The organism is Kitasatospora sp. NPDC034533, assembly GCF_055575155.1.
Window position 1 is genome coordinate 53,597 of the sequence record NZ_JBVITE010000051.1, and the last position, 13,134, is coordinate 66,730.

The window sequence follows — 13,134 nt, forward strand, 5'->3', positions numbered from 1 at the left end:
CTCCTTCCTCCCTTAGCGTAGACGACACCCCACCCCCCCCCCCCCCCCCCCCCCCCCCCCCCCCCCCCCCCCCCCCGCCGTGTGAGGAGCGCGGGGCTCAGGTGGTGCTGCCGCCGGAGCCGCCCGAACCGGAGCCCGAACCGGGCAGCCCCGGCAGGCTCGGCAGCTTGCCCTTGTACGTCGTGATGCCCTGGACCACGGTGTCCATCACCGCGACGTCCGGCGCCTTGTCGGCGATGTCGAAGCCGAAGTGCACCGAGACCAGCGACTTGCCGTCGGCGGACGGGAAGACCACGGTCTGCACGTAGCCGTTGTTGCCCTTGGGCGCGTCCACCTTCCAGCGGACCAGGTAGCCGTCCTGGCCGTTGACCTTCACGGCCTCGGACTTGAGCTCCTGGTGCCCGGTGATCTCGCCGTACGCGTCCTTGGCGGCCTGCTCGATGTCCGCCTTGGCCGCCGCCTGGGGGTCGGTGCCGCCGCCGTCGATCCGGCCGGTGTTCACCCCGCCGAGGGTGCAGCTGCTCTTGCCGTCCACGCAGGTGTACGAGCCGACGGTGATCATGGCGAAGCCCTGGCTGGTGGTGCCGGCGTCCCAGCCGTCCGGGACAGGCAGGGTGAGCCGGTTCACCACGTCGATCGCGTCGCCGGTGCCGGGACGGACCCTGCCGCTGCCGCCGCTCCCACCACCGTTCCCGCCGCCACTGCCACCGCTGCCGTCGCCGTTGCCGGGGTCGCCGAAGCCCGGGATGCCACCGCCCCACGGGCCGTAGCCGCCCTGCGGGGCCGGCCGGGCGCTGCGCGGGGCGCGGTCCGTGTGGCCGTCCATCGCGAGGTAGGTGACGCCCGAGCCGACGCCCAGGCCCAGCAGGGCGGCGAGGGTGGTGGCCACCGCCAGCCTGGAGGGCTTGCGCCGGGCCTTGGCCGGCGGCCCGGCGGGCGAGCCGTAGGCGGCGCCGAAGGGCGGCGGCTCCGGGAAGCGGACGGTCGGGCCGCTGTCCAGCACCTCGCCCTCCAGCACCCGCGGCTGCTCGGCCGCTCCCGGCCCCGGCTCCGCGGCGACGGTCGGCTCCGCGGCGGAGGTCGGCTCCGTCCGCGTGGCGCCCGGCGCCGGGGCGTCCGAGGGTGCGGGCCGGGTGTCGGCCGTCCAGCCCCTGCCGTCCCACCACCGCTGCGGCCTCGGGTCGCCGGTGGTGTCCTTCGGGTCCGGGTACCACCCGGCGGGAATCTGCTCGCTCACGGTAGAGAATCTAAAGGCAGCCGGATAAACGCGAAATCAGCGCAGCCGGGAATTCCCGACGTTTTCGATGAGATTCCGGTGAGAACCCGGCGCGGCGGTGAGGCGGAGCCTCACAGGGGGGTGACGTACGCCCCCGAGATGCCCCCGTCCACCAGGAACTCGCTCGCCGTGATGAACGAGGAGTCGTCGCTCGCCAGGAAGGCCACCGCGGCGGCGATCTCCTCGGCCCGGGCGAACCGGCCGAGCGGGATGTGCACCAGCCGGCGGGCGGCCCGCTCCGGGTCCTTGGCGAACAGCTCGCGCAGCAGCGGGGTGTCCACCGGTCCGGGCGAGAGCGCGTTGACCCGGATGCCCTCCCGGGCGAACTGCACGCCCAGCTCGCGGGACATCGCCAGCACCCCGCCCTTGGAGGCGGTGTAGGAGATCTGCGAGGTGGCCGCGCCCATCCGGGCCACGAAGCTGGCGGTGTTGATGATCGAGCCCCGCCCGTGCCGGCGCATGTACGGCAGCGCGGCCTTGCAGCACAGGTAGACCGAGGTCAGGTTGACCTCCTGGACCTTGTGCCAGGCGTCCAGGCCGGTGGTCAGGATCGAGTCGTCCTCGGGCGGCGAGATGCCCGCGTTGTTGAACGCGACGTCCACGCTGCCGTACGTCTCGTACGCCTCGTCGAACAGCGCCTCGACCATGTACGGGTCGGTGACGTCCGTGTGGACGAACAGCCCGCCGACCTCCTTGGCGGCGGCCCGCCCGGTCTCCTCGTCGAGGTCGGCGCAGACCACCTTCGCCCCCTCCGAGGCGAGCCGGCGGGCGGCGGCCAGGCCGATGCCGCTGCCCGCGCCGGTCACCACGGCGGTGCGGCCGGCCAGCCGGCGGCAGACCACGGCGTCGTTGTCGCTCATCGGGCTCCTACTCCTCGCTGTGGAAGAAGACGTTCTTGGTCTCGGTGAAGTGGCGCAGCGCGTCCGGCCCCAGCTCCCGGCCCACCCCGGACTCGCCGAAGCCGCCGAAGGGCGTCCAGTAACGCACCGAGGCGTGCGAGTTGACCGACAGGTTGCCCGCCCGTACGCCCCGGGCCAGGCGCAGCGCGCGGCCGACGTCCCGGGTCCAGATCGAGCCGGACAGCCCGTAGCGGGTGGCGTTGGCCAGCCGCAGGGCGTCGGCCTCGTCGGTGAACGGCAGGACGGCGGCGACCGGGCCGAAGATCTCCTCGGTGACCGCCGGGACGTCCGGGTCCTCGGGGGCGATCACCGTCGGCGGGTACCAGTAGCCGGGGCCGTCGGGGACCTTGCCGCGGGCCAGCACCGGCAGGTCGGGGGTGACGTAGGAGGCGACCCGGCGGACCTGGGAGGCCGAGATCAGCGGGCCGAGCCGGCTCTCCGGGTCGCTCGGGTCGCCGGTGCGCAGGGTCTCGACGGCGGGCAGCAGCAGGGCGAGGAAGTCCTCGTACGCCTCTCGCTGGACCAGGATGCGGCTGCGGGCGCAGCAGTCCTGGCCGCTGTTGTCGGCGAAGGACATCGGGTCGGCCGCGCGGGCCAGGTCGGCGTCGGCGAAGACGATGCTGGGGCTCTTGCCGCCGAGTTCCAGGGTGACCCGCTTGGCACGGGCGGCGCAGCGGGCGGCGACCTCCTTGCCGACCAGGGTCGAGCCGGTGAAGACGATCTTGCGGACGGCCGGGTGGTCCACCAGGGCGCGGCCGGTGGTGGCGCCCGCGCCGGGGACCACCTGGAACAGGCCCTCGGGCAGGCCCGCCGCGAGGGCGAGCTCGGCCAGCCGCAGCGCGGTCAGCGGGGTGGCCTCGGCGGGCTTGAGCAGGACGGCGTTGCCGGCCGCGAGGGCGGGGGCGAAGCCCCAGGCGGCGATGGGCATCGGGAAGTTCCACGGCGCGATCACGCCGACCACGCCGACGGGCTCGTGGAAGGTCACGTCCAGGCCCCCGGGGACGGGGATCTGCCGACCGGTGAGCCGCTCCACCCCGCCGGCCGCGTACTCCAGCAGGTCCCGGACGTTGCCGGCCTCCCAGTGCGCGTTGGCCGGCAGGTGGCCGGCCTCGCTCACCTCCAGGGCGGCCAGCTCCGGGACGTGCACCTCGACCTGGTCGGCGAACCGGCGCAGCAGCCGGGCGCGGTCGCCGGGGGCGAGCGCGGCCCAGCCGGCCTGGGCCCGGACCGCCCGCCGGACGGCCGCGTCCAGCTGCTCGGCGGTGGTGTCCGGGACGGTGGCGAGCGGCTCGCCCGTGGCGGGGTTGCGGACGGTGCTCACGGGGCCTTCGCCCGCCGTCGGCTCGGTCATGCGTCACATCCGTTCGAAAGATCGGTAGCGCTCCCAGTCGGTGACCGCCCCGTCGTAGGCGGCCTGCTCGACCCGCGCCATGTTCAGGTAGTGCTCGACCACGTCGTCGCCGAAGGCCTCCCGGGCCAGTTCGCTGCCCGCCCACAGTTCGGCCGCCTCGCGCAGCGATCCGGGCACCCGGGCGTACTCCTCGACGGCGTAGGCGTTGCCGAGGCAGGGTGCGGGCAGGTCCAGCTTCCGCTGTAGCCCGTGCAGGCCGGCCGCGACCATCCCGGCCACCGCGAGGTACGGGTTGACGTCGCCGCCCGGCACCCGGTTCTCCATCCGCAGGCCGGGCCCGTGGCCGACCACCCGGTAGGCGCAGGTGCGGTTGTCCCGGCCCCAGGCGACGGCGGTGGGCGCGAAGGAGCCGGGGCGGTAGCGCTTGTAGGAGTTGATGTTCGGCGCGTACAGCAGGCTGAACTCGCGCAGGGCGACCAGCTGTCCGGCCAGGAAGTGTCGCATGGTGTCGGTCATCCGGCCGTCCCGGTCGACGAAGGCGGGCGCTCCGGTGGCGTCGCGCAGCGAGAGGTGGATGTGGCAGCTGTTGCCCTCGCGCTCGTCGTACTTGGCCATGAAGGTGAGCGCGCAGCCGAGTTGGGCGGCGATCTCCTTCGCGCCGGTCTTGTAGACGCTGTGCTGGTCGCAGGTGGTGAGGGCGTCGGCGTAGCGGAAGGCGATCTCGTGCTGGCCGAGGTTGCACTCGCCCTTGGCCGACTCGATGGTGAGGCCGGCGCCGGCCATCTCGGTGCGGATCCGGGACAGCAGCGGCTCGACCCGGGCGGTGCCCAGCATCGAGTAGTCCACGTTGTAGAGGTTGGCCGGGGTCAGGCCGCGGTAGCCGCCCTGCCAGGCCTGCTCGTAGGTGTCGCGGAAGACCAGGAACTCCAGCTCGGTGCCGACGTCGGCGGCCAGGCCGTGCTCGGCGAGCCGGGCGAGCTGGCGGCGCAGCAGCTGGCGCGGGGCGGCGTCCACCGGGTGGCCGCCGTGCCGGGCGAGGTCGGCGGTGACCTGGGCGGTGCCGGGCTGCCAGGGGGTCAGCCGCAGGGTGGCGAGGTCGGGCCGCATCGCGAAGTCGCCGTAACCGGTGGCCCAGGACGAGAAGGCGTAGCCGTCCACGGTGTTCAGGTCGACGTCGACGGCCAGCAGGTAGTCGCAGGCCTCGGCGCCGTGCTCGGCGACCTCGTCGAGGAAGAACCGGGCGGCGAAGCGCTTGCCCTGGAGGCGGCCCTGCATGTCGGTGAAGGCGAGCGCGACGGTGTGCACCTCGCCGGCGTCCACCAGGGTGCGCAGCTCGTCCAGGGTCAGCGGTGGCCGGGGCGGCGAGCCCGCGGCGCTCTGTTCGGGCATGGCCGAACCCTCCTCCTCGATCACTCTTCGAGATCAAGCGGTCACAGCGAACCGTACGGCCTGCGGCTCGCGGGGCGGAAGAGGGCGGCGGGTGTCGGACGCCCTCGGCGCGCCGACGCGCGTGGCTGACGGAGGATCAGGTGGTTCGGGTGGAGAATGCCCGCCATGGATCGCAGGCCTTTGATCGGCATCAGCACCTATCTGGTGGACGCGAGTTGGAGCGATTGGCGGGGGCGCCGGGTGGCGCTGCTGCCCGAGCGGTACACCGCGCAGGTCCGGGACTCCGGCGGGATCGCGGTCCTGCTGCCGCCCGACGCCCCGGAGCGCGCGCCGGAGGTGCTGGCCCGGCTGGACGGTCTGGTGATCGCGGGCGGGCCGGACATCGACCCGGCGTACTACGGGGAGCCGGCCCACCCGGCCGCAGAGCCGGCCTCGCCGGAACGGGACGCCTGGGAGGTCGCGCTGCTGCGGGCGGCGCTGGCGGCGGGGATGCCGCTGCTGGCGATCTGCCGGGGCATGCAGATCCTGAACGTGGTGTGCGGCGGGACGCTGGTGCAGCACCTGCCGGACGTCCTGGCGGTCGACGTGCACGGCGGCTCGCCCGGGCGCTACGGCTCGCACCCGGTGCGGCCGGTGCCGGGGACGCTGCTGGGCGGGCTGCTGCCGGAGAGCGAGCTGGAGGTGCCGACCTTCCACCACCAGGCCGTCGACCGGGTGGGGGCGGGCCTGCGGGTGAGCGCCCACGCGCCGGACGGGACGGTGGAGGCGGTGGAGGGGCCGGGGTTCGCGCTCGGGGTGCAGTGGCACCCGGAGCAGGGGGACGACCTGCGGCTGATGCGCGCCCTGGTCCGGGCCGCCACCGCGGCGAGTCTCGACGCACTGGCCCTGGGATAGCCCAACTGGACGCCGCGGGAGGGGGGTTCGTCGTGCCTGGCGGCTGCGGAGTGCACCGGCTGCGGCCGCCCGAACGGCAACGACAACGGTCACCAGTACAGCCTTTGGATCTTTGTCGATTCTGCGGTTCACTTCGGTTGCGGGCCGGTCGCGTCGAGGCCCCCTTTCCACCCGTGCGCCCAGAGAGGACTTCCATGGCCGGGCACGAGCACTCGCACGATGATCATGTGCATGACCACGAGCACGCGCACGGTAACGGCGGGAACGGCCACGGTTCCGGCGGGCATGCGCACGGGTCCGGCGGGCACGGCCACGGGTCCGGCGGGCACGGCCACGGCGGGCACTCGCACGGCGTCGCCGCCGACGCGGACCGCCGCTGGCTGCTCAGCGCCCTCGCCCTGATCGTCGTCTTCATGGCCGGCGAGGTCGTGGTCGGCTTCGCCGCCCGGTCCCTGGCGCTGATCTCGGACGCGGCACACATGCTCACCGACGCCGCCTCGATCGTGCTCGCCCTGATCGCCATGCGGCTCGCCGCCCGCCCGGCCCGCGGTGGCTACACCTACGGCCTCAAGCGTGCCGAGATCCTCTCCGCGCAGGCCAACGGGGTCACACTGCTGGTGCTGTCGGCGTGGCTGGGCTACGAGGCGATCGCCCGGCTGCTGGAGCCGCCGGAGGTCACCGGCTCCCTGGTGCTGGTGACCGCGCTGGTCGGGATCGTGGTCAACCTCGCGGCCACCTGGTGCATGTCCAAGGCCAACCGCAGCTCGCTGAACGTCGAGGGCGCCTTCCAGCACGTGCTCACCGACCTGTACGCCTTCGTCGCCACCGCCGTCGCCGGCCTGGTGGTGCTGACCACCGGCTTCGCCCGGGCCGACGCGATCGCCTCGCTGATCGTGGTCGCACTGATGCTCAAGGCCGGCATCACGCTGGTCCGGGAGTCCGGGCGGATCTTCCTGGAGGCCGCCCCGGCCGGGATCGACCCGGACGCGGTGGCCGACCGGATGGTCACCGAGCCGCTGGTCGAGGAGATCCACGACCTGCACATCTGGGAGATCACCTCCGGCCAGCCCGCCCTGTCCGCGCACATCCTCGTCACCCCGGGCGGAGACTGCCACGCGGTGCGGCGCTCGTTGCAGCGCCGGCTCTCGTCCGAGTACGGCATCACCCACTCCACCCTCCAGGTCGACCACGTCGGCGAGGACGAGGCCGGTGCGCTGTTGCAGATCGCCACCCCGGCCGAGGACGCCGCCGAGCACTGCGCCAACGCCCACGGCCCCGTCCACCGCGCCGGACCGCACGAGCACTGAGCACCGGGCCGGACGAGCACGGGAACCGGTCTGTCCGAACACGGGGAACCGGGCCGGACGAGCGCTGGGAACCGGCCGTCCGTCAGCCCGATGCGGCATGATCTGAGGCGTGACCGCACCGCGACTGATGCTGCTCGACTCCGCCAGCCTGTACTTCCGGGCCTACTTCGGCGTACCGGACACCCTGCGCTCGCCGCAGGGCGAGCCGGTCAACGCCGTCCGCGGCCTGCTGGACTTCATCGCCCGGCTGGTCCACGACCACCGCCCCGACCAGCTGGTCGCCTGCATGGACGCCGACTGGCGCCCCCAGTGGCGGGTGGACCTCGTGCCCTCCTACAAGACCCACCGGGTCGCCGAGGAGGCCCAGGACGGCGAGGAGGAGGTGCCCGACACGCTGGCGCCGCAGGTCCCGGTGATCGAGCAGGTGCTGGACGCCCTCGGGATCGCCCGGGTCGGCTCCCCCGGCTACGAGGCGGACGACGTGATCGGCACCCTCACCGCCCGCGCCACCGGGCCGGTGCAGATCGTCACCGGCGACCGCGACCTCTTCCAGCTGGTGGACGACGCCCGCGGGATCACCGTGCTCTACCCGGTCAAGGGGATGGGCAACCTCCAGCTCACCGACGACGCGCTGCTGCTGGAGAAGTACGGCGTGCGCGGCGCCCAGTACGCCGACATGGCCGCCCTGCGCGGCGACCCGTCCGACGGTCTGCCCGGGGTCAAGGGCATCGGCGAGAAGACCGCGGCCCAGCTGATCAACGAGTACGGCGACCTCGCGGCCATCCGCGCCGCCGCCCTCGACGTCGCCTCCAAGCTCACCCCCGCCCGCCGCCGCAACATCGTCGAGGGCTCCGCCTACCTCGACGTCGCCCCCAAGGTCGTCCGCGTCGCCGACGACGCCCCGCTCCCCGCCTTCGACCCCACCCTCCCCCGCGAGCCCCTCGACCCCATGACCCTCGAACACCTCGCCACCCGCTGGGGCCTCGGCACCTCCCTCGACCGCGTCCTGGAGGCCCTCGCCACCCGCTGAGCCGTTGTCGCAGGGCCCGCACGTTCGCCGCGAACGTGCGGGCCCTCGGTGTTCCCTGGGAGCGCCGAGGGCTCCCCTTCCCCTCTCGCGGCCGGCCCCACCGGAGCCGGCCGCGAGCCGCTCCTCCTCACCAGGACGAACACCCGCCGCCCCCGGCTCGGTCAGGCAGCGGCGCCGTACTCGCGTGTCAGCCGCCGGACTTCGGCGTCCTTGAAGGCCAGTACCTCCTCCACGATGCCGCTCTTCGGCAGCTCGGCCACGGGCACGCAGAGGTCCATCCGCTGGATGCAGACGCCCACCATGTACTCCCCCTGTTCGGTGAGGTAGAGGCGGATGCCGTAGTAGCCCTCTTCGCAGTCCGTGTCGCTGTTGAACCGGCACGACGCACAGGTGTCGGGGAGCCGCACGGGCAGCAGCCGCTTCACGTACACCGCCCGACTGCCGAGCGCCCGGTACAGGGTGCGCTCGTCGGAGGTGCCTGCGGTGAACGTCCGGAGCACCGGTTCCGCACCGACCCGGGCCAGTACTTCGGAGATCGCCGCGACCGACTCCGCCCCGTCCTGGATGCTGGTGAGCATCCGCACGTCCGCGAACTGGCCGTACGACTCAACCAGGTTGACGACCCGGCCGACGTGGGTCATTCCGGGAACGACGATGTTCACGGAGACCTTCACACCGTTGGAGACGGCGGCGCGGATGGTCTGCTCCGCAGCACGGATCTTCACCTCGGCCAGGCCTGCCGCCCTGAAGCGCTCGGACTGAACGACCTGGAGTTCTTCGGCGGTCGTGCCGAAGACCGACACGTTGACCCGGTTGAGGCCGGCCGCCGAACACTCCGGCAGGACCTGCCGACCGCGCTCCCCGTTGCTGGTCATCCCGACGCTCAGCCCCATAGCGGAAAGCGCCGTGACCAGCGCGGGCACCTCCGTGTGGAGCGTGGGCTCCCCTCCCGTGAGATGGACCTCGTCGGCGTCGAACGCCCTCGCCACGGTTCGCACCGCCCGTCGGAAGCCCATGTCCGGGGCCATCCTGGCGGCGAGGAAGCCGACCCCGTTCGTCTCGCTGTAGATCGACACACGCCCGGTCCGGCCCGGGCCCGCCAGGAAGGGCAGCGCGGTGCGGCCCCGGTTGTCGGCGGTGACGGGCGTTCCCTCGTTGTGGCAGAACGTGCAGGCCAACCCGCAGTCGTCGATCACCTTGATGCGAATCGTCCTGTCCCGGACAACCCTGACCGCCGGGCGGTGAGTAACTGACAAGGCTCGTCTCCTGTCACTCGAACGTGAGCCGGGGGATCGCCTCGATGTCGATCCCGTACCGGCGGTAGACCTTGGTCGTGTTCTCGCTCGTGAGCTCCTCCGGAGGGAGCTTGAGCGCGCGGACGGTCGCGTGGACGTGTTCGGCGCTGTACCCCTCGATCTCCACGTACGGGGGGATCAGCGGCCAGTGATCGATCTCGACGGCCGCGCCGGCCAGCCTCCAGGAGGACCGGCGGTTCTCCTGGTACGCCTTCGGCCGATAACCGAGCTTGCCGAGGAGCGCGTTCGTCGCGTCGAAGTCTCCGACGGTCGTCTCCGTCTCGGTCACGCCGTCGATCGCGTCGGAGTGGATCTCCTTCACGCACAGCGTGATGTCCGTGCCCGTGTCACGCAGCCGGACCCACGCGCCCGGCCGGCCGGGGATGTCGTAGACGTACCGGCGCTGGAACCGTTCGGCGACGTGTTCCGCCCCGGCTTCAGTCAGCAGCGCGCGGATCTCCTCCGGCTCGATTTCGAGGATCTTGGCTTCGAACTCAGTTACGATCATGTCGAGTTGGCCTTTCCGATGCGATGCGGGACATGCGAGCGCACGATATCGGCGATGCTGCGAGCCACGTCCTCAGGCGTACGGCCGGTGCCGTCGATCCCCAGCAGTCCGAACGCCCGGTACACACGGGAGCTTTCGGCCACGTTCGGCTCCTGCCGTCGGTGCCATGAGCTCAGCGTGCCCAGCTCGGCTCGCCGACGGAGCCGCTCCTGGCGGACGTGTTCGCCCACCTCCAGCAAGATCGGCACGTGCGGGACGAGGGCCCCGTCCGGGTACCCCAGCGCGCAGTCGTGCCCCGTTGCACTGTGCGTGGCGATCGTGCGCGGGAAGTAGGACTCGACCACCACCGTTCGACCAGTCTCAATCAGCGCCCGGGCAGTCTCGGACTTGATGTGGTTGGCCATCATCCACCGGTGGAACCGTGCCGACAGAATTCCGGTGGCGTCCACCTCGGCACGCATGCGGGGGAACGTCGGCAAAGCGTTGTCCGTGAGGTGGACACCGCCGACATAGGTGCGACCAGCGGAGCAACAGTGGTCTTCCCACTCGCGCTGAGACCGTCGAGAGTGACGAAGACCCCTCGGGCCACGTCCATACGAACTCCATTCCGCGTTCAGCTTTGAGGTCACAGTGCCGACGGGTGGCACCGCCCGGCAGCGATCACGACCAGCGGCCGCAGCCCGTCCAGCGGTCAGGACGCCGCCATCCTCAGCTCGAACCAGACCCATTTGCCACGCGGAGTCCAGGCCACTCCCCAGCGGGAGGAAAGAGTCTCCACCAGGCCCAGTCCATAGCCCGACTCGGCCTCGCATTTCGGTTCCGTGCGGCACGGCAACGCGCCCGACGAGTCCCGAACGCCCACCCACACCGAGGTCTTCTGCCGGTTCACCGAGACGGAGATCCGCGTGCAGCCCGTGTGCTTGGCGGCATTGGCCACCAGCTCGCTCACCAGCAACTCAGCCACGTCCCGCAATTCGCCGGCGGACCAGGCAGTCAAAGCAGCAGTCACCAACCTACGTGCGGGCCTTGCCGATTCGGGACTGCAGGGCAGCTCCAGCAAGCACCCGATGTCACCAGGCCGAATCTTTGGAATCTCGATGTGTGCGCCGCCCGAGGGATCGGCGGACCTTGCAATGACGCTGACTGACATGTGGGCCCCTGGTTTGCGAACAGGCAGACTGCGACGACGCCGCCCAGGCCCTCCCGACAGATCCAGAGTGACCGACCCGTCACACCAAGCGACTAAGAACCATCAAACGCCTGCGATACAGGTAGGAACAGGGCGATCCTGTAGGCAGACGCTAGGCACTTCACTAGGCTGTCTGGCTCCCGCCGGCGGCACCGCAAGGACGGGCCTGAGATGACCAACGACGCGCTACGAAGGCTTCGCCTCGGGCGAGAGTGGCCCCAGGGAGAGGTCGCACGCCGAGTGAACGCCCGGATCAGGGCTGCGACAGGGCGCGAGTCGGCGATTGACGCCAACGTGATCAGCAGATTAGAACGTGGCGTGATCAGCTGGCCGGACGGAGACGTTCGCGACGCACTGCGCGGCATCTTCGGCGTGGCCACGAACGCAGAGCTGGGGCTGTTCCCGAAGAGGACCCGGCGGGACCGCGAGGAGGTGAGTGAATCGAAGCGTCGTGACTTCTTGGCCGTCTCGTTGGCCTCGATCCTGCCCGATGTGATGCCTTCCCCATCTTCCTTGGGAATGAAAGACATTGACGACCTTGCAGAGCGAACCTTCGCCCTGGAGGAGTGGGACCGGCGAACCGGGGGGCTCGCCACCCGCCATCTGGCCTTCGGAGAGCTCAGAGCCGCCGTCGATCTCACCAAGGCGTCGATGGGACCGCGTGTCCGCGATCGACTGTGTGGCCAGATCGCCAACCTGGCAGACCTCGCCGCGTGGTCGGCGTTCGACGCGGGCCAGAACAGGCCCTCAAGAAGCACTTTCGGACTCGGAATCAGGGCAGCGCAGGATGCTGGTGACTCCGGACTGCTATGCCATGTAGCAACAGGCCTGGCCCGCCAGGAGATCGCAGAGAACAATCCGAAGGACGCCGTGGCACTCGCCGACAGGGCGATGGGCGACGTGCCCCTGTCGGCGCTCTCGATGATCGCAGCGGTGAAGGCCCAGGCCTATGCCATCCAGGGCGACGAGAGCGAGGTCATGCGGCAGATTGCTCTCGCGGAGTCGATCTACAGTCGCGTCACCGATCTCCACAGCGAACCGCGCTGGATGTGGTACTTCACCGAACACAAGCTGCACGGGGAGACCGGACACGCCCTCTACCTTCTCGCTACGGTCAAGGGCAAACCGGTCTCCGACCTGGTGTCCCGACTCCGCCGGGCTGTGGACTCCCAGACCTCGAATCGGGCGCGTTCGAAAGCGATCGACACCGCCAAACTGGCCACGGTGCTCTACCGCCAGGGTGTTCAGGAAGAGGCCGAACACTACGCCCACATCGCCACCGACCTTTCTGCCGTTGTCCGCTCCGCGCGACTGGACACCGCACTGGCTGAGATGAGGAGAGCCCGAGCATGACCATCGAAGACGTGATCAAGGAAGCCGCCGCCCGGGGCATCACCGGGCTGCCGGAGCCTTCTCGGCTCACCCACGTGCGGGTGTGGCCGGGCGCATCCCAGTGGGTCGGCGAGGTCGGCGAGCCGCCTCACAACGAGACCGTGGACGAGGGCATGTTCGACACCAAGGACGAAGCTCAGGAGGCCGCCTTGCGCGCCGTTGCCGACGGCCGAGCGCTGCTGGCCGCTCTTCTTCCTGCGGACCTCGCGGCAACGGAAGCGGAATGGCCCGACCCGATCGTGCGGGCCTGGGACGCCTGAAATCCAGATCTGGCAGCGGTCAAGACCACCCTTTCTTCAGCCCGCGCCCCAGGTCACCTGGAGCACGGGCCTTCCGATTTCGTGCCGCACCATCAGAACGACACAAGGGCCGGGCCCGCGCAGTCAGCGCGGGCCCGGCCCGTGGCTTCTCATCTGGGTCACCTTGTCCGCTGCGCAGTGGAAGCCCCAGCGGCGAGGCGAAGCCGAAGCCGCACGGGGGTGGGGGTGGGGGGGGGGGGGGGGGGGAAGGCCGGGGGTTTCTCCCCCCCCTCCCAGAGCGCGGAAGGGTCCCCCACCTTTGTTTTCGAAGTTTGGGGAGCCTCCCGGGGGGGGGGTCAGACCAC

At 71.3% G+C, this 13,134-nt stretch carries 13 protein-coding genes; 5 read left to right on the forward strand and 8 right to left on the reverse strand.

All coding sequences use genetic code 11. The features are described 5' to 3' along the window. Positions 1 to 97: 97 nt before the first annotated feature. The 4 genes from ACZ55U_RS28750 to ACZ55U_RS28765 all read right to left on the reverse strand — a co-directional run bounded on the left by ACZ55U_RS28750 (position 98) and on the right by ACZ55U_RS28765 (position 4,915). Positions 98 to 1,237 (reverse strand): DUF2510 domain-containing protein, encoded by a 1,140-nt coding sequence (locus tag ACZ55U_RS28750; RefSeq protein ID WP_465530520.1) that lies wholly within the window; start codon positions 1,235 to 1,237, stop codon positions 98 to 100. Between the two features lie 110 nt (positions 1,238 to 1,347). After that, entirely contained in the window at positions 1,348 to 2,136 is a 789-nt protein-coding gene (locus ACZ55U_RS28755) for a 3-oxoacyl-ACP reductase (protein WP_465530522.1), read from the reverse strand. 7 nt (positions 2,137 to 2,143) lie between these two features. After that, the gene (locus ACZ55U_RS28760) at positions 2,144 to 3,526 is read right to left on the reverse strand and encodes an aldehyde dehydrogenase family protein (RefSeq protein ID WP_465530524.1); all 1,383 of its coding nucleotides are present in this window, start codon (positions 3,524 to 3,526) and stop codon (positions 2,144 to 2,146) included. Positions 3,527 to 3,529: 3 nt separating this feature from the next. Beyond that, positions 3,530 to 4,915: a glutamine synthetase family protein gene (locus ACZ55U_RS28765; RefSeq protein WP_465530526.1), complete on the reverse strand. Its 1,386-nt coding sequence runs from the start codon at positions 4,913 to 4,915 to the stop codon at positions 3,530 to 3,532. Positions 4,916 to 5,080: 165 nt separating this feature from the next. On the opposite strand from ACZ55U_RS28765, the gene ACZ55U_RS28770 reads away from it, so the two are divergent. The 3 genes from ACZ55U_RS28770 (at position 5,081) to ACZ55U_RS28780 (ending at position 8,146) form a co-directional block, all read left to right on the forward strand. Beyond that, on the forward strand, positions 5,081 to 5,809 hold the full coding sequence (locus tag ACZ55U_RS28770) for a gamma-glutamyl-gamma-aminobutyrate hydrolase family protein (protein WP_465530528.1): 729 nt from the start codon (positions 5,081 to 5,083) through the stop codon (positions 5,807 to 5,809). A 194-nt stretch (positions 5,810 to 6,003) separates the two neighbouring features. Next, on the forward strand, positions 6,004 to 7,116 hold the full coding sequence (locus ACZ55U_RS28775; protein WP_465530530.1) for a cation diffusion facilitator family transporter: 1,113 nt from the start codon (positions 6,004 to 6,006) through the stop codon (positions 7,114 to 7,116). Between the two features lie 127 nt (positions 7,117 to 7,243). After that, positions 7,244 to 8,146: a 5'-3' exonuclease gene (locus tag ACZ55U_RS28780; protein WP_465530548.1), complete on the forward strand. Its 903-nt coding sequence runs from the start codon at positions 7,244 to 7,246 to the stop codon at positions 8,144 to 8,146. A 161-nt stretch (positions 8,147 to 8,307) separates the two neighbouring features. On the opposite strand, the gene ACZ55U_RS28785 is transcribed toward ACZ55U_RS28780, so the two are convergent. From ACZ55U_RS28785 to ACZ55U_RS28800, 4 genes are all read right to left on the reverse strand, one after another. Beyond that, on the reverse strand, positions 8,308 to 9,342 hold the full coding sequence (locus tag ACZ55U_RS28785) for a radical SAM protein (protein ID WP_465530532.1): 1,035 nt from the start codon (positions 9,340 to 9,342) through the stop codon (positions 8,308 to 8,310). Between the two features lie 73 nt (positions 9,343 to 9,415). Then, positions 9,416 to 9,949, reverse strand: coding sequence for a class IV adenylate cyclase (locus tag ACZ55U_RS28790; protein WP_465530534.1), 534 nt, complete (start codon positions 9,947 to 9,949; stop codon positions 9,416 to 9,418). Next, positions 9,946 to 10,410 (reverse strand): nucleoside/nucleotide kinase family protein, encoded by a 465-nt coding sequence (locus ACZ55U_RS28795; protein ID WP_465530536.1) that lies wholly within the window; start codon positions 10,408 to 10,410, stop codon positions 9,946 to 9,948. Before ACZ55U_RS28795 ends, ACZ55U_RS28790 begins: the two co-directional genes overlap by 4 nt. A 230-nt stretch (positions 10,411 to 10,640) precedes the next feature. After that, the gene (locus ACZ55U_RS28800) at positions 10,641 to 11,099 is read right to left on the reverse strand and encodes an ATP-binding protein (protein ID WP_465530538.1); all 459 of its coding nucleotides are present in this window, start codon (positions 11,097 to 11,099) and stop codon (positions 10,641 to 10,643) included. Positions 11,100 to 11,309: 210 nt separating this feature from the next. Between ACZ55U_RS28800 and ACZ55U_RS28805 the strand changes: the two genes are divergently transcribed. Further along, a complete protein-coding gene (locus tag ACZ55U_RS28805) occupies positions 11,310 to 12,491 on the forward strand; it encodes a helix-turn-helix domain-containing protein (protein WP_465530540.1) in 1,182 nt (393 codons plus the stop codon). Further along, complete coding sequence (locus tag ACZ55U_RS28810) at positions 12,488 to 12,790, forward strand: hypothetical protein (RefSeq protein ID WP_465530542.1); 303 nt, start codon at positions 12,488 to 12,490, stop codon at positions 12,788 to 12,790. The genes ACZ55U_RS28805 and ACZ55U_RS28810 overlap by 4 nt, the downstream gene beginning before the upstream one ends. Positions 12,791 to 13,134 lie beyond the last annotated feature (344 nt).